General features: G+C 72.8%; 30 protein-coding genes. 9 read left to right on the top strand and 21 right to left on the bottom strand.

The features are described from left to right. Positions 1-605 (top strand): replication/maintenance protein RepL (locus OG294_RS40235; RefSeq protein ID WP_327071949.1); only part of this gene is annotated, 605 nt, incomplete at its 5' end. Beyond that, positions 599-1,012, top strand: a complete 414-nt coding sequence (locus OG294_RS40230; RefSeq protein WP_327071948.1) for a hypothetical protein — start codon at positions 599-601, stop codon at positions 1,010-1,012. The genes OG294_RS40235 and OG294_RS40230, both read left to right, overlap by 7 nt. A 78-nt stretch (positions 1,013-1,090) precedes the next feature. Here OG294_RS40230 and OG294_RS40225 read toward each other — a convergent pair whose 3' ends face one another. Continuing rightward, positions 1,091-1,633, bottom strand: coding sequence for a bifunctional DNA primase/polymerase (locus OG294_RS40225; RefSeq protein ID WP_327071947.1), 543 nt, complete (start codon positions 1,631-1,633; stop codon positions 1,091-1,093). A gap of 16 nt (positions 1,634-1,649) precedes the next feature. Then, the gene (locus OG294_RS40220; protein WP_327071946.1) at positions 1,650-1,976 is read right to left on the bottom strand and encodes a hypothetical protein; all 327 of its coding nucleotides are present in this window, start codon (positions 1,974-1,976) and stop codon (positions 1,650-1,652) included. Positions 1,977-2,300: 324 nt separating this feature from the next. Here OG294_RS40220 and OG294_RS40215 point away from each other — a divergent pair, with 324 nt between their 5' ends. Together OG294_RS40215 and OG294_RS40210 are read left to right on the top strand one after the other, a co-directional pair. Continuing rightward, positions 2,301-2,876 carry a hypothetical protein gene (locus OG294_RS40215; RefSeq protein WP_327071945.1) on the top strand — a complete coding sequence of 192 codons (576 nt, stop codon included), beginning with the start codon at positions 2,301-2,303 and terminating at the stop codon, positions 2,874-2,876. Positions 2,877-2,885: 9 nt separating this feature from the next. After that, positions 2,886-3,092, top strand: coding sequence for a hypothetical protein (locus tag OG294_RS40210; protein ID WP_327071944.1), 207 nt, complete (start codon positions 2,886-2,888; stop codon positions 3,090-3,092). 59 nt (positions 3,093-3,151) lie between these two features. On the opposite strand, the gene OG294_RS40205 is transcribed toward OG294_RS40210, so the two are convergent. The 10 genes from OG294_RS40205 to OG294_RS40160 form a co-directional block, all read right to left on the bottom strand. Next, on the bottom strand, positions 3,152-3,871 hold the full coding sequence (locus tag OG294_RS40205) for a hypothetical protein (protein WP_327071943.1): 720 nt from the start codon (positions 3,869-3,871) through the stop codon (positions 3,152-3,154). A gap of 682 nt (positions 3,872-4,553) precedes the next feature. Beyond that, the gene (locus OG294_RS40200; protein WP_327071942.1) at positions 4,554-5,480 is read right to left on the bottom strand and encodes a hypothetical protein; all 927 of its coding nucleotides are present in this window, start codon (positions 5,478-5,480) and stop codon (positions 4,554-4,556) included. A 78-nt stretch (positions 5,481-5,558) separates the two neighbouring features. Then, positions 5,559-6,077, bottom strand: coding sequence for a hypothetical protein (locus tag OG294_RS40195; RefSeq protein WP_327071941.1), 519 nt, complete (start codon positions 6,075-6,077; stop codon positions 5,559-5,561). Positions 6,078-6,155: 78 nt separating this feature from the next. Then, complete coding sequence (locus OG294_RS40190) at positions 6,156-6,818, bottom strand: Crp/Fnr family transcriptional regulator (protein ID WP_327071940.1); 663 nt, start codon at positions 6,816-6,818, stop codon at positions 6,156-6,158. Positions 6,819-6,875: 57 nt separating this feature from the next. Further along, positions 6,876-7,772 (bottom strand): hypothetical protein, encoded by an 897-nt coding sequence (locus tag OG294_RS40185; RefSeq protein ID WP_327071939.1) that lies wholly within the window; start codon positions 7,770-7,772, stop codon positions 6,876-6,878. After that, on the bottom strand, positions 7,762-8,112 hold the full coding sequence (locus tag OG294_RS40180; protein WP_327071938.1) for a hypothetical protein: 351 nt from the start codon (positions 8,110-8,112) through the stop codon (positions 7,762-7,764). Before OG294_RS40180 ends, OG294_RS40185 begins: the two co-directional genes overlap by 11 nt. Beyond that, positions 8,109-8,354, bottom strand: coding sequence for a DUF6213 family protein (locus OG294_RS40175; RefSeq protein ID WP_327071937.1), 246 nt, complete (start codon positions 8,352-8,354; stop codon positions 8,109-8,111). The genes OG294_RS40180 and OG294_RS40175 overlap by 4 nt, the downstream gene beginning before the upstream one ends. Positions 8,355-8,413: 59 nt before the next feature. Beyond that, complete coding sequence (locus tag OG294_RS40170) at positions 8,414-8,956, bottom strand: hypothetical protein (protein ID WP_327071936.1); 543 nt, start codon at positions 8,954-8,956, stop codon at positions 8,414-8,416. Then, the gene (locus tag OG294_RS40165; RefSeq protein WP_327071935.1) at positions 8,956-11,469 is read right to left on the bottom strand and encodes a hypothetical protein; all 2,514 of its coding nucleotides are present in this window, start codon (positions 11,467-11,469) and stop codon (positions 8,956-8,958) included. Before OG294_RS40165 ends, OG294_RS40170 begins: the two co-directional genes overlap by 1 nt. 5 nt (positions 11,470-11,474) lie before the next feature. Then, complete coding sequence (locus tag OG294_RS40160; RefSeq protein ID WP_327071934.1) at positions 11,475-12,146, bottom strand: hypothetical protein; 672 nt, start codon at positions 12,144-12,146, stop codon at positions 11,475-11,477. A 152-nt stretch (positions 12,147-12,298) separates the two neighbouring features. Between OG294_RS40160 and OG294_RS40155 the strand changes: the two genes are divergently transcribed. Continuing rightward, positions 12,299-12,505, top strand: a complete 207-nt coding sequence (locus OG294_RS40155; protein ID WP_327071933.1) for a hypothetical protein — start codon at positions 12,299-12,301, stop codon at positions 12,503-12,505. Between the two features lie 60 nt (positions 12,506-12,565). Here the strand turns inward: OG294_RS40155 and OG294_RS40150 are convergent, their stop codons facing one another. Continuing rightward, positions 12,566-12,790, bottom strand: coding sequence for a hypothetical protein (locus OG294_RS40150; RefSeq protein ID WP_327071932.1), 225 nt, complete (start codon positions 12,788-12,790; stop codon positions 12,566-12,568). A 232-nt stretch (positions 12,791-13,022) separates the two neighbouring features. Between OG294_RS40150 and OG294_RS40145 the strand changes: the two genes are divergently transcribed. Further along, on the top strand, positions 13,023-13,889 hold the full coding sequence (locus OG294_RS40145) for a hypothetical protein (RefSeq protein WP_327071931.1): 867 nt from the start codon (positions 13,023-13,025) through the stop codon (positions 13,887-13,889). A 145-nt stretch (positions 13,890-14,034) separates the two neighbouring features. Beyond that, the gene (locus tag OG294_RS40140; protein WP_327071930.1) at positions 14,035-14,688 is read left to right on the top strand and encodes a GNAT family N-acetyltransferase; all 654 of its coding nucleotides are present in this window, start codon (positions 14,035-14,037) and stop codon (positions 14,686-14,688) included. An 82-nt stretch (positions 14,689-14,770) separates the two neighbouring features. Here OG294_RS40140 and OG294_RS40135 read toward each other — a convergent pair whose 3' ends face one another. Next, positions 14,771-15,178, bottom strand: coding sequence for a hypothetical protein (locus tag OG294_RS40135; protein WP_327071929.1), 408 nt, complete (start codon positions 15,176-15,178; stop codon positions 14,771-14,773). A gap of 200 nt (positions 15,179-15,378) precedes the next feature. On the opposite strand from OG294_RS40135, the gene OG294_RS40130 reads away from it, so the two are divergent. Then, the gene (locus OG294_RS40130; RefSeq protein ID WP_327071928.1) at positions 15,379-16,500 is read left to right on the top strand and encodes a ParB/RepB/Spo0J family partition protein; all 1,122 of its coding nucleotides are present in this window, start codon (positions 15,379-15,381) and stop codon (positions 16,498-16,500) included. A 79-nt stretch (positions 16,501-16,579) separates the two neighbouring features. Beyond that, a complete protein-coding gene (locus OG294_RS40125; protein WP_327071927.1) occupies positions 16,580-17,401 on the top strand; it encodes a ParA family protein in 822 nt (273 codons plus the stop codon). Between the two features lie 87 nt (positions 17,402-17,488). On the opposite strand, the gene OG294_RS40120 is transcribed toward OG294_RS40125, so the two are convergent. The 7 genes from OG294_RS40120 to OG294_RS40090 are packed head-to-tail and all read right to left on the bottom strand — an operon-like array spanning position 17,489 to position 21,122. Then, positions 17,489-18,214, bottom strand: a complete 726-nt coding sequence (locus OG294_RS40120) for a hypothetical protein (protein ID WP_327071926.1) — start codon at positions 18,212-18,214, stop codon at positions 17,489-17,491. Between the two features lie 21 nt (positions 18,215-18,235). After that, the gene (locus tag OG294_RS40115) at positions 18,236-18,937 is read right to left on the bottom strand and encodes a GGDEF domain-containing protein (protein ID WP_327071925.1); all 702 of its coding nucleotides are present in this window, start codon (positions 18,935-18,937) and stop codon (positions 18,236-18,238) included. 31 nt (positions 18,938-18,968) lie between these two features. Next, entirely contained in the window at positions 18,969-19,499 is a 531-nt protein-coding gene (locus OG294_RS40110) for a hypothetical protein (protein ID WP_327071924.1), read from the bottom strand. A 2-nt stretch (positions 19,500-19,501) separates the two neighbouring features. Then, positions 19,502-20,215, bottom strand: a complete 714-nt coding sequence (locus tag OG294_RS40105) for an Lsr2 family DNA-binding protein (RefSeq protein ID WP_327071923.1) — start codon at positions 20,213-20,215, stop codon at positions 19,502-19,504. Positions 20,216-20,218: 3 nt separating this feature from the next. Then, on the bottom strand, positions 20,219-20,626 hold the full coding sequence (locus OG294_RS40100) for a hypothetical protein (RefSeq protein ID WP_327071922.1): 408 nt from the start codon (positions 20,624-20,626) through the stop codon (positions 20,219-20,221). Further along, complete coding sequence (locus OG294_RS40095) at positions 20,623-20,844, bottom strand: hypothetical protein (RefSeq protein ID WP_327071921.1); 222 nt, start codon at positions 20,842-20,844, stop codon at positions 20,623-20,625. The genes OG294_RS40100 and OG294_RS40095 overlap by 4 nt, the downstream gene beginning before the upstream one ends. Next, entirely contained in the window at positions 20,841-21,122 is a 282-nt protein-coding gene (locus tag OG294_RS40090) for a hypothetical protein (protein ID WP_327071920.1), read from the bottom strand. The genes OG294_RS40095 and OG294_RS40090 overlap by 4 nt, the downstream gene beginning before the upstream one ends. Between the last annotated feature and the right edge of the window lie 46 nt (positions 21,123-21,168).

The following is a 21,168-nucleotide window of genomic DNA, read 5'->3' as shown; positions in this document are numbered from 1 at the left end:
TGGCGGACAGCTTCGCCAAGGCGATGGAGCAGCGGCCTCCGGCGCCGGGCCGGCCGGTCCGGTCGGCGAAGGTCGACTGGACCTACCGGGCCCCGCACAAGGTGTACGGGCGCAAGGGCTACAGCCAGGTCAGCAACGAGTTCCTGTCCGAGGTGCTGGCGGTGCTGATCGCCCGGCACGGGATGTCGCCGGCGCAGTCGGCGGTGCTGGTGTTCTGCATGGGCCGCCAGCGCGAGGGGCGGTTGCGGATCACCCACGCGAAGATCGCGGTGCACCTGGGGATCGAGCGGGCGAACGTTACCCGGGCCCTGGGCACGCTGGAGGGCTGGCACATGATCCAGCGCCGGGCGAACTCGCTGCTCGTGGTGAACCCGCTGATCTGCTTCATGGGCAACGGCGACCTCCAGGAGGAGGCGCTGGAGCAGCTGCGTGGTGACGCCAAGGCCGCCCTTCGGCGGCACTTCCCGGAGATGCGGGAGGATGAGGTGAAGACGGCGGCGCAGGGCCTGTTTCCGACCTTCACGCCGCCGAAGGTGCCGCCGCCTCGCACCCGGCAGCTGGCGTTCGGCGACAACGACGACGTGGTGGAGGAACAGGCATGCTGATCCAGGCACACCTCGGCTTCGCGCAGCTGCACCGTCTGGAGCTCTCCAAGGCCGCCTACGACCTCCTGAGCGCGATGATGGACGTCCAGCACCCCGGAGGCGAGGTCAACGCCTCACAGGCCGAGCTGGCGGCCCGGGTGGGACTGAGCAAGAACCGCACGTCCATCGCGATGAACCAGCTCGTCGAGCGGCACGTCGTCCTGCGCCCCGACTCGGAGGGCGCGGCCCGCCGCCGCTACCGCAGCTACCAGATCCACCCGCTGTTCGCCGGCTACTCCACCACGGAGCAGCTCGAGGCGGCGATCGAGAACGCAGTGCTGGCCATCCGGAACGGGGAACTGCCCGAGCCCGCGGTGCCGGCCCCCGTACGGCACTTGACCGCGGTGCCCACCCGGCAGACCGCGTAAGGCCCCCGCGATACACGACCCGCCTGCCCGAACGTCAGCGCAGAGCCGACCTTCGGGCAGGTTTCGTGTCCCCCGGGGTCAGGGCCGCCGGCCGCTGCCCACGGCCAAGCGCTCCGTGATCCAGGCCGGCATCGGCGCGACCGGCAGGTCGCGTTCGATGGCGTACCGGACGCGACCGACGACGGAGCCAGGACCGATCAGGTAGCCGCCGCTGCCCCGGCCCGGGCCGCGGACGTCGATGCCCGGCCCCAGCGCCGTCCGGCCGCCGGAGACGGACGCGGTGGAACAGGCGGGCGGCACGCGGAAGTACAGATGCGCTCCGCCCGACGGGCTGGTGACGGTCAACGTGTCCGGCCACGGCTCGCCCACGCTGGCTGCCAGGGCAGCGAGGACGTCCCGGCCGGCTCCCTCGACGTCCAGGTCCAGGCCGACGATGCTGCTGGCACGGCAGCCGACGCCGATGTTGTCGCCCTCTCGCCACCGCCGGCGCACCTGGTCCGGGTCGACCCAGCACCGCGCACTCCAGCCCGCAGCCTCGGGACGGCGGCCGCCGGGCGGCAGAGCGAACACCGCCAGCCCGCGCATCGCCAGGTCGACGGCCGCCACGGTGGTTGACACCACAGTGGTTGACACTGGGTCAGCAGACACAGTGGTACTCATGGCCGGCACCGCACTCGCAGCAGTGGAAGCGGTAGCCCTCGCCGAGGGGATACCCGCAGTCGCAGAAGTCCGGGTCGTCCCACTCGTCCTGCATCGCGGCGGCCGTGATGCGGTCCTGCTCGGCGAGGTGGGCGACGGCGTCCTTGTAGGTGTTCACGCCCGGGGTGTTGGCGAGCACGTTGCACAGCGCGGCGCGCCGGTATCCGTCAGGGTGGTCCAGCAGCGCGATGGCGTCGGCGTGCTTGACGCCATAGGTGCTCTTCAGCGCGGCGAGCTGGGTCTTGCGGGTGTGGTTGATCGGCATGGCAGGCCCCTCCCAGGGCTGCGGCGATCCCGTGACCCGCCGCGCAGGAAGGCGACCGGAGAACAAGCTGAGGTGGAGCAGCGGCTCGGCGCGTGGCACCTTCGGCCGCGTCCGGTCACGGGCCGGACGGATGCCGGGCCTGGCGAGCCGGGCCCACGGTCACTGACCGCCCGTCAACGGTAGCGGACCACGCCGACATCAACCGGCTGAACGGGGCGAACCCGACCGGCGAGTCCGACATGATGAAGCTGCCCGCACGGGGCCGGTCTTGCCCGCGCTGCCGCCGCAGGCCCTCGCACCCGCACCTCAGCCCTGGGAGTCTCGATGAGTGACGTACTCGCCAACCCGCGAGACGGCTTGGCCGCAGCGCCGCTGAGCCCGGCCGCACGCCAGCTGCTCTCCCGGGCGCTGACGATGGTGGCGCAAGCGGCGGAGCTCGACACCGAGGCGCAGGCCGCGATGGCGGAGCTGGAAGCGCTGGCTGCCACCGGGCGGGCGTCTGCGCCGCCGCCGGAGCTGGAGCCGATCGCCTACGTGAAGCACATTTCGGAAGCCGAGCTGCGGCTCGCCGACCACCAGGAGAGGCGGCGCGCGGCCGAGTGGCCGTGGGACGTCTGGTGCAGGATCTGCCTCCACCGGGTGGGGAGCCATCGCACCGAGGAATTCGCCGGTGAGGGAGCCGACCAGCACGTAGCCGTCTTCCATGTGACCCAGGCCCAGGTGCACGCCTTGGCGGCGGCCGTCGCGGTCGGACGCATGCCCGCTCCCGAGCCGGTGGTCACCACGATCCGGGAGCGCTGGAAGACGCGCTGGGACCGGGCGGAGCAGCGGTGGCGACCGGTCCGTCCGACCCGGTATGCGGCCGACCCCGCAGGAACAGACGCCGGAGCGGGTCTCTAGCCTGGCGTGATGCGTCTGCCCAGCTTCCTTCGCCGCCCCGAGGCCGCCCCGCTGTCCCCGCAGGTGCAGGTTCTGCAGGACCGGGCGCGGGAGCTGCGCTGGGAGGTCGTCTTCCAGCGCGGCGACTCCCCGCAGGCCCGGGAGCTGGACGAGGTCAGCTCCCAGATCGCGGCGCTGCAGCTGGACGAGGCGCAGGAGGCCGCGGCCGTCGGTTGACCGAGCGCGGCAACTCCGTGCCCCGATCCGGACGGCCTGGCCGGCCTGCCAGGCCGTGGTCAGGAAGCGGGGGTGAGGAGGTCGGCGGCGACCAGCGGCGCCTCCAGGCGCAGGGCAGTGGCGGCGCACAGCGCGTCGGGCAGGGTGATTGTGTAGCCGGCGCGGACGGCGTCCTGGGTCAGTTCCAGTGCGATGGCGGTGTCTTCCGCGAGCGTGGTGCGGTACTTCGCGGGGCTGGGCAGCCGCAGGCCGATGACGGCGAGCTCGGCGAGCAGGGCGTCGGCGTCCTGGTGGGCGCCGGCCCGAGCCAGGACGGTGATGAGCTCGCCGACGCCGGCCTCGGGCAGTACCGCGTTCGGCAGCGCGTACTCGACGAGGCTGCCGGGGCCGGCGGTGAGCCAGGCCAGCACCGCACGGGCGGTGACCACCACCCGTTGGTCGTCCCGGTACACCCGGCGGCCGGAACCGGGATCCCGCTCGGGCAGCGGATGCAGGACCGGGCCGAGGTCGCCGGGGTCGGCGTCGACACCGAGCCCGCCGGCGTGCAGCCGGGCTGGGTAAAGGGGCAGGTGGTCGGTCAGCAGCGGGCTGTAGGTGGCCCGCAGGCGGGCCCGCACCGCCCACAGCGGCTCGATGGTGATCGTGCCGTCCGGCGCGGTGCGCACCGCGACGCGCGCACCCTGGGTGATGCCGGTGGCGCGCTGGACCTGGGCGGGGAGGATGAGGCGCCCGCGCTGCCCGATCGTGACGGTGGTGACGACGGTCTCGCTCTGCTCCATGCCCGGCACAGTAGCCCACTAGATCCAAGATGGTGAGCAACTGTCAGTTCTGCTCACCATTTGCCGATTTAGGATCATCTTCAACGCGGAGGCGCCCGATCTGCTGCCCGGCCGTGGGCGCAGCGCCACCGGCGCCGGCGTCAGCTCCCATGCCGCCTCGATGTCCAGGAGCTCCCGAGCGGCGTCGCCCCGGTGAGGGCCGTCATGGTGGCTGTCGCCGTTCGTCGTCACGGTTCTTCCCGTCGCTGGAATTCCGGTCGGATTTTCTGTGGTCGTGCTCTTCGGGAATTAGTGCGCGGTGGCCGTTTGGGTGGCGCGGGGAATTCGGTTCGGTAATTCGTTGTCCGGCGGCCGGGCCGCTCCCTTCGGTCGAATTGCCCGTGAAGCCCTCACGATGGCCCGATCAGCTGGTCGCGCCCGGCTCGGCCCGGGAGCGGGAGCCGATCGGACCATGGCCGTCAGGCCCGGCCGCATCCGCCACGAACCGAGCATTGGGCTGGGCTAGTTGAGCAGGAGAGGGGGTCAGTTCAGGTCGAAGCCGTCAGCGTCGAAGGCGACGTCGTCGGTCGGCAACTCGTCGTAGGGGCAGTTGGTGAAATAGGCCGCGAGGGTTGGTCGATGCCTGGACATGCGCGGGGCCTGCCCTCCCTCTGGTGGAAGGCAGGCCCCGCGGCTCCGGGTGTCACAGGCCGGGAAGCGCGGCTTCGCCGACGCGCTGGACCGGGACGGCGCCGGCCATCGCGCGCAGCAGGTAGAGCAGGCGCTCGGCGCTGCCGGGCGGGACAGGGACGCGGTATTGGCCGGTGGCGGGGTCGAGGTCGGCGCGCCACAGGCTGACGAGTACCTGGAGCTTGACCACTCGCCGGTAGCCGGACGGCAGGAACGACCGGTACTTCACCTTGAGGTGGCGCAGCGCGTCGGACAGGGGCTGCAGTTCGTTGTCCCACAGCGCCACGGTGCGGTCGGCGAGCAGGGTGGCCAGGTCGTCGAGGGCCGGGGCGGGGTCGACGGCGTCGACGGGGGCGCCGGGGGTTCGGGGGCCGGTCAGGCGCAGGGTGCGGTCGTAGAGCGGGAGGGCGTCGTGGGGGTCGAGGACGGTGATGCGGGCGGCGGCCGGCGGGCGGGGCTTGCCGCTTTCGGTGGGCGGGCGGTGGGTGTAGTGGACGGAGAGGACGACCAGGTGCTCGTCGGCCAGGTGCTCGACGGCCTGCTCGCCGACGACCCGGGCGCGGTCGGCGGCTTCCTGCTGCTTGGCCCGCAGGCGGTGGATGTGGGCGCACGCGGCGCAGAGCAGCTCGCCGTCGGGGGTCTCGGTGCAGGGGGTCTCGGGGTGGGCGCCGCACTCCTCGCAGGTGCGCGAGCTGTTGGTGCGGCGGGCGGCGAGCTGGGCGACCGTGGTCGCGGTGGGGGTGGACTCGCGGATGTCGTACAGGTTGAAGGTGCCCTTGCCGCCCGGGCCGCGGGCGGTGATGGTGGCGCGGACGGGGCCGCCGGGCTGGCGGGGCAGGTCCAGGTCGGCGAGACGGGTCTTGGTGACCAGGTGGTCGGGGACCTCGCCCCACCAGGTGTACTCGGTCGGCCGGTCCACGGCCGAGTTCTGCTTCTCCATCGGCTGCTCTCTCCCCAAGGTGATGGTGCATCCGGTCTAACGGCGACGGCCACCGCCTGGTGGTGGCCGCCCGGGCGGTCAGCACATCCACGGCTCCGGAACGGGGGCCGGCGGCTGCGCGAGGGTGAGCGACTGGTCGGCGGTGCGCTCGATCTGGAGGTCGCGCACCGCGCACTCGGGGCCGCGGTCGAACGCGACGACGTACGGCCACGGCGACGGATGGCGGCGGACCCGGGTGATGACGCCCAGTGTCCCGGCCGGGACGTCCACGCGGACGCGGGCGTCCTCCTCCCAGTACTCCTCGTCGGCCAGGTCCTCGTCGATCCACGTCGCGCGCACCGGCTCCAGCAGCCGCACCCGATCCCCCTCCTCCAGGCGCAGATGGGCGGTGCGGACCTGGATCTGGTAGCGGAGCAGCCGCGCCAGGGCCTGCTCGCGCTCCACCGGATCGGCGATCGCGCCGGGGTCCAGGATCAGCACCGGCGGGGAGCTGAGTGACGGTGTGGCCGGCGTAGGCGGGGAGTGCTGGACGCCCGGCCCGGCCCCGGACTGGAGACGGCCGGGCCGGTCGGTGGTCGTGGTGGTGTCGGCGGTCATGGCCGGCCTTTCGGGTCGTCAGACGGTCGGCGCGGGTCGGGCTCCGCGCCGTCACGCGGTCTCCAGGGGCGGACACGGTCAGGTGGGTGCCTTGACGCGCAGGGCCTCCAGGTCGTGGATGATGATCGTCGCGCGTTCGGTGGTCACGATGCCGTCGTCGCGCATCTGCCGAAGCGTCCGGACGATGGCCTCTCGGGACGCGCCCACCCACCCGGCCAGGTCCTGCTGGGTGAGGGGCAGCCGCACGGCGCCCGTGGTCTCGTCCACGGCGCCGATCCGGGGCGCCAGGGCGAGCAGTTGCGCGGCGGCCCGCTGGGCGACGGTACGGGAGGCCAGCTCCACCCGGGCCCGCTCCGAGTCGCGGTGCCGCCCAGCGACGATCCGGTAGATCGCGAGTGCCGCGTCCGTGTCGGCCTCGACCAGGTCGCGCAGGGCGGCGGCCGGGACGGCGAGCGCGGTCACGTCGGTCAGCGCGACCACCGAGCTGAACCGCGGGCCGCCGGTGAGGGCAGCCTGCTCGCCGATGATCTCGGGCGGCTCCCGCAGGGCCAGGACGATTTCCGCGTCGTCCTCGCCGCGCAGCACCACTTTGGCGGCGCCGGTGCGCAGCGCCAGCACGTGGTCTGACAGGTCGCCCTGACGGATGATCGTCTGACCGGCGGTGAACCGCAGGGTGGAGCCGTGTTCGGTGAACAGGCCGTCCAGGGTGCTGGATGTCGTGGCGGTGCTGGCGTCGGTCACAAGTGGTTCCCCCTTGGAGTCGGGTGGGCGCTCGTCCACAGCTGCCCGGAGCGGGTGTCAGGCGTTGCCTGACGCGGTGCTGCCCAGGCGGGTGCGGCGTTCGGCTGCGGCCTGCTCGCTCGTGCCGAGGGTGGCCCCGACCTCGCTCCAGGTGGCGCCGGCGGTGCGGGCCGCGTCGGTGATCCGCGCTTCGGCGGCGTCCAGGTCGGCCCGCAGGCCGGCCACCAGGGCGAGGGCTGCGAGGGCATTCGCCTTGGTGACGGAGTTGTCGGCGGTGGCGGCGGCGAGGGCCTGGTCGGCGGGCATCGGCCGGGCCTGCTGCACCCACGCGCGGCGGTCCGGGCCAGCCGCGTACCGGACGGTGAGCAGCTCCAGCGGCGTCAGCTCCAGCCCTTCCGGGACGGCGTCAGGCTCTGCCTGACGGTCCGGGGCGGTGGCTGAGGTGGTGGTCGTGTCCAGCAGCCAGCCCACTCCGCGCCGGCGCACCAGCTCCTCGATCGCCCGGTACTCGTCCTCGTCGAGGACATCGCCCCAGCCGTCGCGCAACGCGGTCACGGCCAGTAGGCGGTCCACCATCGCCCGCTCCCGGGCGCTGGCGCCCGACCACGGGTCGGTGACGTCCTCCAGGCACTCCCGCGCCTTCCAGGACAGCCAGTGGTCGTCCAGGCTGTCCCAGTCGTCCTCCGAGGCGGCGGCGGCCACCCGAAGGGCCCCGAGCACCATCGCGCGCCGCTCGTGCTCGCGGTCGTAGCGGACCGCCTCGGCGAGGTCGGGGAACTCGCGGTCGAGGCTGGTGCGGACCACGGTGATGGAGGGGCCGTCCGTCCACGTCACCCGCCACTTCCCCCGCCCCTCCGACTTCACGTCCAGGTCGTGGCAGTCGTAGACCTTTGCCAGCCCGTAGACGTGCCGCCGAAGCCGCGCACCCGCACCCGCAGTCGAGCTACTCGCCATCGTGTCCCGCCTCCTCCACGGCCTGGGCGCACGCGCTCGGCCCGGTGTGCCAGTACCGCAGCTGGCCGTCGCCCTGCTCGCCAGGCAGCGGCAGATCCGACAGCCACGCCCCGGTGATCGGCAGGTGGCAGTCCGCGCACCGCGGCAGGCCGGCTCCGGTGGGGCCGTGGGCCTGGGCGCAGCCGACTGCGGCGCAGCCGAGCTCGGGGTGGGCGGCCTGGTGGCCGACGAGCACGCAGGTGTCGCAGTGGCCGGGCAGGCCGAGCGCCGCGCGGTCGGCTGCCGGCGTGCCGGTGAAGCGGGCCGTTCCGGCCGGGGTGGTCGCGGGGTGCTCGCTCACCGGCCGACCGCCCCGACCGGGGCGGTGCGGGCGATGGCTTCGACGTCGAGCCGGTCGGCGAAGCCGCCGAGGGCGGAGCCGAGCAGGCCGACGGTGTACGGGTCGAGGTCGGCGTGGCCGGTGGTGGCCCAGCCCTGCCAGATGTGGGAGAAGGAGCGCAGCATGGCGGTCACGTCGGCGACGGCCAGGTGCTGCTCGCCGTCCATCTCCCGCAGTTCGAGCGGTACTCCAGTGGCGGTCACGGTGGAACTCCCTTGGCTTGTCGAGTCGTGCTGGTTGAGGGCGCCGACGGGGTCGGTGGTCAGTTGAGGTCGAAGTCGCCCGGGTCGAAGTCGAAGTCGTCGGCCGAGAAGCCGCCGTAGGGGCCGCCGTTGAAGTAGTCCGCGAGGGCCTGGCCGATCACGGCCCGCACCTCGACGTCGTCCTGCGCGATGGCCAGGGCGGCGGCCTGCTCGCCCGACAGGTCGAGGTGGATGTCGCGGGCCCGGACCGCGTCCGACCCGCGGATCTCGAACGTCACGGCGCGCCCGACCCGCGCCCCGATCCCGGAGAGCGTGCCGCGCTGCGCGAGCTGCTTGGCCTTGCGCTCCCGGCCACGCTCGGTGGTCTGCACGTCGACCGCCTCGCGCTGCAGCCGCTCCTGGTGCTCGACGGGGTGGCGGGAGCCGTCGATCCAGCGCAGCACGGTGCGCGGCGCGACGCCGTAGGCCGCGGCCATCGCCGCGGTGTTGCCGCCGTACTTGCGCTCCCGCACCTGCCCGGCCTGCGTCGTGGACTGCACCGGCGCCTTCCGCGAGGGGAACAACGCCTCCCGCACCCGCCCGAACAACCCCTTGCCCGCCATCAGTTCCCGCCTTCCTCATCGTCGTTGCCGGTGGCGATCGCCCCGCCGTCGGCACCGGTCTGCTCCTGGGCGACCGAGGTGCCGTCGGTGGCGTAGTCGTGGACCAGCTTGGAGGGGTGCTCACGGCGCCCCATCGCCTCGACCACAGCCGTGAGCGGGATCGAGGACTCGTGCTTGTGACTGCCCGGGGCGATCCCCAGGCGCAGCGCGCCGGGGACCGGGGTGCCGTCGTCCTTGACCGGCAACAGCTCCAGCGGGGAGGGGGCGTCGGTGGCGTAGAGGTAGGAGTCGCGGTTGACCGCGAAGGGGGCCCGTCCGGTGAGCTGGAGGGTCTTGCGCAGGCGGCGGTGGGCGGCGATGCGGGCGGTGGCGACGATGGTGAACCGCAGGAGGGGGTTGTAGGACCAGGCTGCGGCGATTTTCTCCAGCCAGGTGGCGTCGTCGAGGTGGCGGGCGGAGTCGGCCCACTTGCCGATGCCGCCCTTGTAGACGGACTTGTAGAGCCCGGCCAGGACCAGGGCGTCCGCGCGCTCCGCGTCGGTGCCGACGTCCTTGTGCACGGCGTAGGCGGCGAGGAACTCCTCGGGGCTCTGGCCGTCGGTCAGGCCCAGCACGGCGTAGGTGCGCTTGTACCCGCCCCGGATGCGGCCGGTCCACTCCTTGAGCAGCGGCGCGGTGTGCGTGGACAGGTAGGCGGCGGTGATGGTCGCCGGGTCGAAGCCGTAGGTGGAGATCATGTAGGCGACGGTCGGGGTGGCGTACCAGCTGGGCCCGGTCGGCGGGCGGCCGTGGAAGGTGGCCGGGTGCGGCAGCAACTCGTCCACCGCCGTGGTGGTGAAGTCGCACCACCAGATGCCGGCGGTCTTGCCGCCGTCCCACACCGGGGCCTCCACGTACTCGGCCGGGCCGACGGGCAGGCGCAGGGACTCGGTGACCGACAGGTAGGACGCGCAGACGTCGACCGCGACCGCGAACGCCTGCCCCGCCTCCCCCGTGGTGAGGTCGCGGGCCCACCACTTGTAGTCCTCCTCCTCGCACACCGCCTCACCGCGCGAGAGCAGCTTGCGGGTGAGCGGGTGCCGGGCCCCGGCGGCCGGCGGCACGCACAGGTCCCCGGCCGGCAGCGCGCCCTCGCGCAGGTGTGAGGACCACTCCCCCGTCGCCTCGTCCTTGACCCACTCCACCCGCGGGCGCACCGCGTCCAGCAGCAGCATCCCGGTGGAGGCCGTCGACGCACCCGGCGCGACGCCCAGGTCGGCGGTAAAGGCCCGGTAGCGGCGCGCGAGGGTGGGCGCGTCCTTGGTGCCGTCGGGCGCGGTGGCCAGCGGGGCGGCCAGGGCGCTGGTGGCCTGCTGGCGGGAGTCCCCCTGGCCCAGCCACGGCGCGACCGTGACGCGGACCGAGGTCCTCGGGCCGCCGGCCGACCCCTTGCGGCGGAAGACGTGGAAGCTCGGACCGATCTGGTCGCTGATCTCCATGCCCACCGTCGCGGCGGCCTTCACCAGCTTGGCCTGGAGCGCCGCCAGGGCCTTCTCAGTCGCCGGCAGCGCAGCCGGGAGCCCGAGCTGCTTGAGCGCGGCGGCGCTCAGGCACACCATGCCGTCGCCGCCACGCCCGGCCGCATGCGCCCGCTCGACGCGCAACGGCAGACCGGTGCCCAGCCACGCGAACCAGTCGCCCAGCTTCGGTCCGGCCGGGGCCGGAATCTGCGGGACGTCCAGCAGCCAGCCGCCGTCCTCGGCGACGTCCAGCGCGACCGCCGGCCACCACCGGGCAGCAGCAGTCGCGCCAGCGGGAGCGGAGGGACGCGCCGCAGCGGGACGGTTCGGGGCGCGGGACGGCGCGGGGCGCCGACCGGCCGCCGGCGCCGCAGCGACCGGAGCGGGCGCGGCCGGCGCAACCGCGGTGGCGGGCTGGACCGGCGCAGCGCTGCCGGGCGCGGTCGCGGCCGGGGCCTGGACCTCCGGCTGGGTGACGGCGACAGGGGCTGCGGGCGCAGGGGCGGCGGGGCGGCACCAGCCGCCCAGGTGCATCGGACGGCCCTGGGCGCGGTAGACGGAGGGCTGGCCGCACTGTACGCACGGCGCCGCCTCGCCCATCACCAGCGAGCCGTCCGGGTTCTGGTCGAGCATCACCGGCTGCGGCGCCCAAGCGGCGTCCTGCTCGGACGCCGGGTCGGCAGACGCCTCTGGTACAGCCGGGACCGGCGACGAGGCGGCGGCGGGGGCGTGGTCGACGGGCTCGGCCAGCGGAGCGGACTCGACCGGGGCCGGGGTCGAGTCGAGCAGCGGAGCGATCCGCACGACGTCGGCCAGCGTCAGGCCGGACGCCTCGGCGACCGGTGCGGCCTGCGCGCCTTCGTACCCCGCGAGCCCGGCCACCCGGCGCAAGCGCTGGGAGGTGAGCCTGTCCAGCTCCTTCTGCGTGGCCAGGACGGCCTTCTCGGCGGCGATGATCTCGGTACGCAGCTCACGCAGCGAGGCGAGCCCCGCGGTGTACGTCTTGCGGTCCATCAGGCTTACTCCCCCTTCTGTGACTCGGTGGTCTGCTTGAGCTCCGCGGCGACGCGGATCGTGCCCTGGTATCGCTCGAACGCGGTCCCCAGTTCGCCGACCGAGTCGAGTACGGCCTGCTCCTGCTCGGTGCCGGCGGCGGCGGAGTCCAGGCCGTCGGCCTGGCGGAGCACCTCCTTCACCGTCTTCAGCAGCGGTTCGGCCTGATTGGCCGCCATCGCCTGGCCCATGGCAAGCACCGGGATGTAGAGCCTGGCCAGCAGCGGGCTTCGCTCGTCGGTGGTGGTCATCGCCAGCGCGATCACCCGCTTCTCCAGGCTGAAGGCGGCCAGGCGCAGCGGGGTCTGCCCGTCGGCGTTGCGGCTGTCCAGCCCGTAGTACGGGGTGATGGTGACCACCGGCCCGTTGGCCTTGACCTGCCGGGACAGCACGGCCTGCGACAGGCCGACCTCCGGCGCGATCACCGACCACTTCATGTCGTTGCCCCGGCAGTCCCAGACCGCCTCGCGCAGTGCCCAGCCCGCGTACGGCTGGATCAGCAGCGCGAGGGCCTTCGCCTGCTCCAGCGGGTCCTCGAGTTCCTGGGCGCGCTGCGCCTCCTCGGCGATCCGCCCGAGCAGAAACCGCGTGTGGCTTGGTCCTTCGCTCAGGGGTTCACGGTCTTCACCGTCCACCATCTCCTGTACCTCCTCGTTTAACTTCAAAGTCAGTATTCAAGGTTTTCCCCAGAGTATCACCGTGCGTGCGTGGCTCGCCACCGCTTCACCCGAACGGGGGCGGGCGCGCCGCGTGCAAGGCGGACCATGCCTCGTAAGTGCCGTGTGGGACCGTGATCGGTTACCAACAGCACTACCTGCGATGGGAGGTGAAGAACACGACGAAGAACCAGAAGGCGCTGCTCACCCTGGGCGCGCTGATCGCCGTCGACCAGCTGCTCGGTGGCGCGATCCGTCGCCAGGCCCGCTCGGCCGGCGTCAACGGCGTGCAGCTCGCGGCGCTGACCGCGTGCATCGCGCTGGCGGTGAGCAAGGCCTGACGTAGGCCCGCACGGTCCGGTCCGGCCACCGTGTGGTGGCCGGACCGGACCGTGCGGGCCCTACTCAGCGCCGGCCTCCGGGCGGGGCGGGCACGACCCGCAGCAGCACGGGGCGGCCGGGGCCTTGCGGGCGCGCAGCTTGCGGACGGCGCCGACCGCGTTCGCGGTGCCCGAGACGCCGGAGAGGACGGAGCCGACGTTGCGGACGGCGTGGGCGAGGTGGTCGGCCTGCGGGCCGGCCAGGACCTCGAAGAGGAACTGCAGAACGGTCTGACCGGACGTCATCGCGCCCTCCTTCGGGATGGGTTTCTCTATCACCCCTTCGAAGTGCTCGCGGTCCATCGGACAGGACCCGGGCGCAGAAACGTCCATGACCTGGGGTTTCCTCCACGATCGGGCACGCAATATCTGGACTGGTAACGCGTGCGGACACGACTTGGCCCCGGCGCCGCGCGGATCACCGGACCGGGCTCAGCACCACGCGTGTCCGCCGGGCCGCGGGACCGTTTGACAGGGCGTGACGAAGACTGTCTCCGTACCAGCGCCGCGTCGGCCCGGCCGTGACGGCCGCTTCCCCGCGTACCGCGGCCACACCTGCCAGCCCTACAGCGGCTGGGACCTCGACCGCTGGTGGGACGAAGGACTGGTGGACGAGCCCGAGTTCCGCAAGAACTTCAAGACCAACCCCTGGTGCTGGTCCCCGGAACTCGGCTTCCACCGCGCCCGCACCCCGCACATCCCGGTCCACCTGGTCGGCCTGACGAGCGGCAAGTTCGTCGGACCCAAGGGCATGAACATGTGGCAGGCGATCCGCCTGGGGGCCGGCTGGGGCATCGGCACCGAACCGAGCCGGGGACGCTGGGTGGAGCAGACGTGGCGGGTCATGGTCGCCACCGACTACTGGTGGACCGGCGACCTGGAGCCGGTAGCGCAGCTCGGCCGGCTGATCGGCGCCCTGGTCGACGGCGGCGGTCAGGATCGCATCGCGGACGACGACGACCTCCTGCACGGCTGGTTCCGTGACAGCACCCGGGAGTTCCTCCCCCACCCGGCCATCGGCGACGAGTGGAACGACGTCCTGCTGCGGGCCTGCCACGGCGACGCCGACCTGGAGCGCGACGGCGCCTGGGTCCGCGCCCAGGAGCCCGCCCCGGCACCGCGCCAACGGAACCAGCCGTGGGAGCCGCGGATCGACCTGTGGGACAACCTGGTCGGCCGCGCCGCGCACAACGGCGGCATGAGGATCGTCTGCGAGGTCTACAAGCTCACCCAGCCCAGCCCCGAGCAGGCCATGGGCTGGATGACCACCGCCGTCCGACACGCTCTGCGCTGGGGGCAGGTCGACGCCACCGACCACCCGCGACCGCCGGCCGACGACGACTGACGACTGACGACGCGGCCCCGGCCGCTGCGGGCCGGGGCCGTTCAGAGGTCAGGGCAGCAGGCGCAGTAGGGCAGCGGCCATGGCGATCAGTGACTCCACCTCGGTGCGGCTGTACCGGTAGTCCCTGGTGCCGGGGTCGACGTGCATGGCGCCGCTGGCCTGGTCCTCCAGCGCGCAACGGACCAGCGCCCACCGCGGCCAGGACGACCAGGAGCAGCGGGAGGACGCGGTGAGCGAGCAGGCCCAGGCGGGCGAGGTGACGGTGCGACTGCTGGACGGCAAGGCGACCGCGCAGCTGGAGGACGGCCTGAAGGCGGTGTTCGCCGAGGCGTTCGCCGAGCCGCCCTACGGCGAGGGCGGGCCCGATGACGTCGACCGCGCGTTCCGCCGGTTCCGCTCCCAGACCCGCAAGGCCGGCTTCCTCGCCGCCGTCGCCTTCGACCAGGGTGACCAGGTCGTGGGGATGGCGTACGGCTACCCGCTCGCCGCCACCACCAGGTGGTGGGACACCCTCACCGAACCCGCGCCGGACGAGCTGCGGCGCGAGGACGGCACCCGGACCTTCGGGCTGTTCGAGCTCGCGGTCCGGCCGACCTGGCGGCGCCAGGGCATCGCCACCCGGCTGCACACCGCGCTGACCGAAGCGGTGACCAACGAGCGGGTGATGCTGAACAGCAGGCCCGAGGCGGCCGCCGCACAGGCCGCCTACCGCGCGTGGGGCTACCGCTGCGCCGGCACCGCGATCCCCTGGGACGGCGCAGCCCCCCACCATCTGATGGTGCTCGACCTGCCGCGCTGAACTCCAGAGAGGGCAGCCTCAGCCGTGGGCCCCAGGTAAGACCTTCTTACCTCGGGCCCACCGGTCGGGTCAGATAAGGCGCCTAACTTGCGGGGAGGGCGGCGGCCCGCTCCAGGGCTTTCTGTGCGAGCTGGATGAACGGGGTGAACTCCCCGCGTGGCAAGAGGTTCGGGAAGACCCGTCCCAGATGCCACGCGACGTTGAGTCCCGGGTCGTCCTCGTACAGATCCTTGAAAGCCCGACCCAGGCCCCGGTCGAGACAGTCCGAGTAGGTGCCGGCCAGGAAGCGGGCAGGCTGCCGGGACTCCTCCTCGGCTTCGACCGCGACGCGGAAGAATGTGGCGAGCCTGTCGGCCGGGAGGACTTCGGCCAGCAGATTGGCTACCCCGGTCGCCGCTTGGTAGGCCGTGGGCGTTGCCTGCCGGAACCGCTCGTGCATGAGGTCGCTGAGCCAGTTCCGGAATTTGATGACCTCGGTGATGTCGTCCATCAGGCCAGCTAGCCACGCACCGCTCCGGCCTGCGCCGACGGCTCGCCGGACCGGCGCACAAGGTCAGACAAGCGTCGGTGTCGGTAGCTGAGGCAAGCCGCCGTGTCGCATCTTTACGACGTAAAGACGTGCCGGGCGCTCAGCGCGATGACCTTGCGAGATAGTGTCCGGTGGTACACCCGCATCTACCCGGAGTTGCCGTGACTGGCCTGCAGAACACCTTGTCCATCGCTGAGCGCCGCCGCCAGAGGCAGGAAGAGGAGGCGCGACGAAAGGGTTCGTCCCCGCAGGTCACTGTCTCCGTCACCGCGCTGGCGGAGAACCCGGCCAATCCTCGGCAGGCCCTGCCTCAGCTCGAGGAGCTCGCGGACAGCATCCGCGAGACCGGGATCGCGCAGGCGTTGACGGTCATCCCGTCCAGTGTGTTCTGCGAGGCATTCCCCGAGCACTCGGAGGCGGTGTCCGGGGTTCCGTACGTCGTGGTCAACGGGAACCGGCGCTTGGCGGCGGCCAAGGTGGCTGGCCTCGCGGAGGTGCCCTTCCTGGTCAACACCACGGCCCGGACGCGTACGGAGATCGTGGTCCTCTCCCTGGTGGAGAACATCCAGCGCGAGGACCTGTCGGCCATCGAGGAGCTGAAGGCGATCGAGGAGCTGAAGGCGGTGCTGGGTACGTACGCCGCAGTGGCGCAGGCCCTGGGCAAGTCTGAGGGCTGGGTGTCGCAGCGTCGGCGTCTCGGCAACCTGACACCTGAGGCTCTTGAGGCGTTCAAGGGCGGCGAGCTGAACATCGAAGAGGCTCGCGAGCTCGGCAAGGAGAAGGACCCGGCGGTACAGACCGAGGCGCTCGCCGCTCTGAAGGCGGCCAAGGCCGGTGCCGGACCCAAGCCTGCTCGGCGCGCCAAGGCCGCCAAGAAGCGGACGGTTCCAGCCCAAGTGGAGCGTCAGGCTGCAGACGCTGCTTCGGACCGGCGGCGGGCGGCGTGTGTTCTCGCCCTGAAGGGCGCGCTCGCCAGCTCCGCGCCACTGGTTCTGGCGGCACTTCAGGGCGGCCACACGTCGGCCGGGGAAGCCGAGTCGCTCGCCGGCGACTTCCTCACCCGATGGGACGGCGCCGAGCGGGCGTTCAGCGAGTGGGCGGCCGATAGTCCCGACCAGGCGGCGCTCGCGTTGGCTCTCGCCCACTGCGAGCTGCGCTACGCCTCATCGTCCACGAGGGCGGAGTGCGACCTGGTATACCTCGGGTGGCTCGCGGCGCACGAGTACGAGCTGACGGACCACGAGCGCCAGCTGCTCGGCACCGACCACGCCTTTACGGCGTAAAGATCCGGAGGACATGATGACCGACCCAGACGCCCAGGTCGCCCTCCGCATCCCGGAGGACGACGGCCGAGAGACCCGTGTGATCGTCGCGGTCAACGAGTCCGGCGGTTCCATCAAGACAACCACTGTCAGCGCGCTCGCCGCAGCCGCGGCAGAGGCCGGCCTGCAGACACTCGCCCTGGAGGCGGACAGCCAGCGCGACCTGTCGCACATCATGGGCTGCGACGACCCGGACGCCGATGAGAACATCGCGACGCTCTGGGACGTGGTGGACGGCATCGCCACCCTGGACGAGGCCGTCATTCCCGCCCGGCGCGGCGAAGGCGGGCCGGCGATCCCCAACCTCTGGCTGATCCCCGGGTCCCGCAACCTCAAGGACCTGGACGAGAAGCTCATCGGCACGATGATGCGTGAGCTGTGGCTGCGCAAGATGATGCCCTTGTTGCGCGGCCGGTTCGACGTCATCTTCATCGACTGCCCCGGTGACCTGAAGCTGACCACCAAGGGTGCGCTGCTGGCGGGTGACGAGGTGATGGCCTGCGTCAAGAGCCAGGAGAAGGAAGCGCGCGCGCTCACTGAGCTGGAGCTGACCCTGGCGGCCATCAACGAGGCGTTCGGTGAGCTCGGCATCAGCCTTCAGGTGGACTGGGTGGTGATAGGGGAAGCCGTGAGCGACAAGAGCCAGGGCAAGGTCTACGAGGACGCCGAGAGCCAGCTCCGCGAGGCCTACGGCGACCTGGTCGTGAGGCCGTCCGTCCGGCGCAGCACGAAGGTTGCCGAGGCATACTCCGCGCAGATGCCGCTCCTGCTGTGGGCCCCGAACAGCGAGCCCGCCAAGGAGTACCGAGCTGTCGCCGCGGCCATGGGACTCACCAAACCGGCAGCCGTCTTTACGCCGTAAAGATTGCGCCCCAGGAACAGGGGCAGCCGGAAACGCAAAATGGGCCCGTTCTCGGATCGGAGAACGGGCCCATTTGCGCGTACGGGGTCAGGCCGGGACGCGGCCGTCGGCACGGTCCAGACCGATGGCACGGGAGGCGGCGGGCCAGATGGCGCCGCAGATGCGACACTCGTGGCCGAGCGGGCTGGGGGTGCTGAGGGCTCGCATCCTGGCCGACATGTAGTGGCCGGTGGTGGTCAGGCGGCTGCAGTCGGGGCAGCGGCTGGAAACGGCCAGCAGCTCGAAGTCGCCCAGGCCGGGGACCTCGAGCAGGGTGACCGCCTGGGCGCTGGCCTCATCGGGGTTGGCGAACTCGAAGCTCCAGCCGCCTTCGCCGTCCTCGTCGACCGGCTGCCCGGTGAGGGTGCCGAAGGTGTGGGTGATGCGCGGAAGCTCGCCGACCATCGGCCGGTAGCGCTCGACTCGTTCGGTGCGCAGCAGGCGGTTGGCGGCGGCGGTCATGCGGCGGGGGTCGTGGTGGCCGAGGGCGAGGAAGGCTTCGGCGTCTTCGTCGCAGGTGGCGATGGTCAGGCCGTAAAGGGTGGTGAAGCCGGTGGGGACGGTCATGTCGGTGGTCCTCCTGGTGGTCAGTTGGAGTGCTGGCGCAGGTGCTTGGTGACCTCGGTCGCAGGCGGAGCAGGTGGCGGCGTAGCCGGTGCGGCCGGTGCAGTCGCTGGTCGGGTCCTTGGGGTGGCCGGTGCGCTGGTTGACCTGGTGGGTGCAGGGGGTGCCGTCGGTGTGGACGGGGGTGATGGGCATGGTCACGCGGGCCATCGGGCGGGTTCCTTCCCGGTGTTAGGCGGCGAGGGTGTGGGTGAGGGTCTGGCGGCGGCCGCGGCGGCCGCGGCCCTTGTCGGCGTACATCGCCTGGTCGGCGGCGTGCAGGAGCGCCGACAGGCCGAGGTCGGGGTGGCCGGTGGTGCGGGTGGCGGTGCCGATCGAGGCGCCGACGGCGAGGACCTGGCCGTCGTGCTCGACGGGCTGCTCGAGCAAGGCGCGGAGCTTGACGATCCGCTCGGGCAGGTCGGCGGGGTCGGTGTCGAGAACGACGGTGAACTCGTCGCCACCGAGCCGACCGCACGCGGCGGCGGGCCCGGCCCAGTCGGCGAGGCGGCGGCCGACAGCGGCCAGGACCGCGTCCCCGGTCTCGTGGCCGTGGGTGTCGTTGACCGCCTTGAAGTCCACCAGGTCGAGCAGGACCACCGCCGGCGCGGTGGTGAGCAGCTGCTCGGCGGCGGTGGTGAAGGCGGCGCGGGTGGGCAAGCCGGTGAGCGGGTCGCGGCGCGCGGTCTCCAGGCGCCGGGCGAGGTCGTCGCGTTCGGCGAGGAGCGCCAGGGCGGCGGGCAGCAGGGCGGCGACGTCGCGGTGCAGCGTCCAGGCGGCGTCGATCGCCGGGTCGGAGTCCGGGCCGGGGCCGAGCGCATGCTGGTAACGGGCCAGGCTGGCCTGGGTGCGGGCTATCGCCTCGGGCAGGCCGGCGGTGATGGTGCCGGGCATGGCGGTGCTCCCCTCGATGGCAGGTGGTTGGTCAGGGCTGCTTGGGCTGCAGGGCGATCAGGCGGCCGACGCGGACCTGGTGGTGGCCGGCCCAGCCGCGGTGCGGATGGTCCGGGTCGACGGCGAGCACCACGTGCTGCTCGGTGGCGAGCGTCCAGGCGGCCCAGGGCAGGTCGATCACGTGCGGGCTGGAGGCGTTGACGCGGGTCGCGGTGGCGATGCGCAGCAGGAACAGCGCCATCCGCTGGCTGTAGACGGCCGGGGACTCGCTCTTCGCCCGGGCCGGGGTGGAGGCGCTGACGTAGTCGCCGAGCGGTCGGATCGCGGAGCCGGCCGGGCCGTACGGCCGGGGCTGGTGCAGGCCCCAGGCGGGGTCGAGCAGGTCGGCGTCGGGCGGGCAGTAGCCGATCACGGCCTCGCTGCCGCCACCGGGCAGGGGCCGGGAGGTGTAGAGGAGGGCGTAGGCGCCCCAGTCGGGGCCGGCGCCGCCGCCGGTGCGGGACAGGGTGGCCTGCCCCGCACCGGTGACGTGGCCCGGCCCAGCGGTCGGGCGGCCGGCCATGGTCAGCCGGCGAGCGTGTCGGGGTGCGCGGCGTACCAGTCGCGCAGCACCGTCTGGGGGATGGAACCGCGGTCCGCGACCGGGCGGCCGTTCTGGTTAGCCCAGGCGCGGATGATGTCGCGGGTGGCCTTGTCGGCGGGCTGCGCCAACTCGGACCCGCCGGACGCGGCGGCCGGAGCCGCAGTGGTGGACTTGCCGGCCTTCGCCTCACGCAGCGCCTGCTCCGCTTTCGCCAGCTGCGCCCTGAGGTTGGCGACCTTGGCCTCGTAGGCGGCCACGGCCTGGTCGGCGGTGCGCTGCGCGGTGAGCTTCTCCAGCGCCTGGCGGGCCTGGTCGGCCAGGCGCTGGACCTTGGCCTGCGGGTGCTGCGCGGCCCAGGCGAGGAGCTCGTCCACGGCGGTGCCGAACTCCGAGTCCGGCCCGGCCTCGGTCTGTTCGGCGGTGAGGGTGTCGGACACGGTGGTACCTCCGTGGGTCTGGTCGGGACGGCCGGCGGTCCCGGCCTGGGTGGCGAGGTGCGGTGCGAGCCGAGCGAGGTCGTCCTCGCCGCTGGGCAGACCGAGCGCGGCCAGGAGCAGGACCAGGTCCTCCTCGTCGCGGGCGCTGCGGGCGGTGCGCACGGCGGCGTCGGCGTCCTGCTGCGGCTCGGTGGGGGACAGGTCGATGCTTTCGGCGGCGATCAGGACGGTGGCCGGGTTGGCGGTGTCGCTGGGCATCGGTTAGCCGATCGCGGTCGGCGCGACGAGGAAGCGCGTGTCCCAGGACGCCAGGGTGTAGAGGTCCAGAACCTCCAGGAGCAGCTCGTCGATCTCAGCGTCGTCCCCGGCGTCCGCGTCGGAGACGTAGACGCACGGCGGCTCGCTCAGGCGCAGGTGGACCGCGAGGCGGCGGGCCGGGGCGTCGTCGATGGCCACCTCCGGGCGCAGCTCCCAGATCTGGCCGGGGGCGGCGAGGACCAGCGGGTCGCCGTCGGTGGCGCGCTCGCACGCCAACCTGAGCGCGACGGGTTCGGGCAGCAGGTCGTCGCGCTGCAGGCCGGTGGCGATGCGGCGGATCAGGGTGGCGGCCAGGTGCGGGCCGAGGATCAGGTCCAGCGGCACGGTGTGGCCGTGGTCGTCAGTGCTCATGCTGCGGTCTCCTTCGGGCTCGACGTGCTGGCGGTGGGGCGGCGGAGGGCGGCGAGGAGTTCGGCGCGGTGCTCGGCCGCACGCGGGTCGGGCAGCACGGCGGCGCCGAGGGGCCGGACCGCGGGGATGGGGCGGCGGGTCGGCCGGAGGGCGGGGCACTGGGGGACGAGCTCGGCGGCCAGGCGCCGGTCCAGCTCGTCGGGCAGTTGGCCGGTCACCGGGTGCCGGCCTTCGGCGCGCCGACGATGACGGGGCTCATGAGTAGCAGGTGGAGCAGGGAGGCGTCGTTGCTGGAGTGGGTGGCGGGCAGGCCGCAGTTCCAGCAGTCGGCCTCCGGGCCGGACCAGGCCGTGGAGCAGGAGGCGCAGGCGTAGCGGGCCCGGCTCGGGCGCGGGGCCAGGCGGCCGATCGAGCGGATCGTCAGCGCGGCCTGGCGCCGCTGGTCCGAGGACGGGGTGCGGGCGGAGACGGTGTGGGTGAGGAGCGCGGTCGCCATACTGAGTTGTCCTTCGGTCTCGTGTCGGAGGGCGCGCTCGGGTGAG

The sequence above is a fragment of the Kitasatospora sp. NBC_01302 genome, from assembly GCF_035976515.1.
Lineage (GTDB): Bacteria > Actinomycetota > Actinomycetes > Streptomycetales > Streptomycetaceae > Kitasatospora.
This window is presented reverse-complemented; position numbering and strand designations above follow the sequence as displayed.

Coding starts and splice junctions, on each gene's coding strand:
- OG294_RS40230 (WP_327071948.1), top strand. CDS start 599: ATGCTGATCCAGGCACACCTCGGCTTCGCGCAGCTGCACCGTCTGGAG.
- OG294_RS40220 (WP_327071946.1), bottom strand. CDS start 1,976: ATGCCGATCAACCACACCCGCAAGACCCAGCTCGCCGCGCTGAAGAGC.
- OG294_RS40215 (WP_327071945.1), top strand. CDS start 2,301: ATGAGTGACGTACTCGCCAACCCGCGAGACGGCTTGGCCGCAGCGCCG.
- OG294_RS40210 (WP_327071944.1), top strand. CDS start 2,886: ATGCGTCTGCCCAGCTTCCTTCGCCGCCCCGAGGCCGCCCCGCTGTCC.
- OG294_RS40205 (WP_327071943.1), bottom strand. CDS start 3,871: ATGGAGCAGAGCGAGACCGTCGTCACCACCGTCACGATCGGGCAGCGC.
- OG294_RS40200 (WP_327071942.1), bottom strand. CDS start 5,480: ATGGAGAAGCAGAACTCGGCCGTGGACCGGCCGACCGAGTACACCTGG.
- OG294_RS40195 (WP_327071941.1), bottom strand. CDS start 6,077: ATGACCGCCGACACCACCACGACCACCGACCGGCCCGGCCGTCTCCAG.
- OG294_RS40185 (WP_327071939.1), bottom strand. CDS start 7,772: ATGGCGAGTAGCTCGACTGCGGGTGCGGGTGCGCGGCTTCGGCGGCAC.
- OG294_RS40170 (WP_327071936.1), bottom strand. CDS start 8,956: ATGGCGGGCAAGGGGTTGTTCGGGCGGGTGCGGGAGGCGTTGTTCCCC.
- OG294_RS40165 (WP_327071935.1), bottom strand. CDS start 11,469: ATGGACCGCAAGACGTACACCGCGGGGCTCGCCTCGCTGCGTGAGCTG.
- OG294_RS40160 (WP_327071934.1), bottom strand. CDS start 12,146: ATGGTGGACGGTGAAGACCGTGAACCCCTGAGCGAAGGACCAAGCCAC.
- OG294_RS40150 (WP_327071932.1), bottom strand. CDS start 12,790: ATGACGTCCGGTCAGACCGTTCTGCAGTTCCTCTTCGAGGTCCTGGCC.
- OG294_RS40140 (WP_327071930.1), top strand. CDS start 14,035: ATGGCGCCGCTGGCCTGGTCCTCCAGCGCGCAACGGACCAGCGCCCAC.
- OG294_RS40135 (WP_327071929.1), bottom strand. CDS start 15,178: ATGGACGACATCACCGAGGTCATCAAATTCCGGAACTGGCTCAGCGAC.
- OG294_RS40120 (WP_327071926.1), bottom strand. CDS start 18,214: ATGGCCCGCGTGACCATGCCCATCACCCCCGTCCACACCGACGGCACC.
- OG294_RS40115 (WP_327071925.1), bottom strand. CDS start 18,937: ATGCCCGGCACCATCACCGCCGGCCTGCCCGAGGCGATAGCCCGCACC.
- OG294_RS40110 (WP_327071924.1), bottom strand. CDS start 19,499: ATGGCCGGCCGCCCGACCGCTGGGCCGGGCCACGTCACCGGTGCGGGG.
- OG294_RS40105 (WP_327071923.1), bottom strand. CDS start 20,215: ATGCCCAGCGACACCGCCAACCCGGCCACCGTCCTGATCGCCGCCGAA.
- OG294_RS40100 (WP_327071922.1), bottom strand. CDS start 20,626: ATGAGCACTGACGACCACGGCCACACCGTGCCGCTGGACCTGATCCTC.
- OG294_RS40090 (WP_327071920.1), bottom strand. CDS start 21,122: ATGGCGACCGCGCTCCTCACCCACACCGTCTCCGCCCGCACCCCGTCC.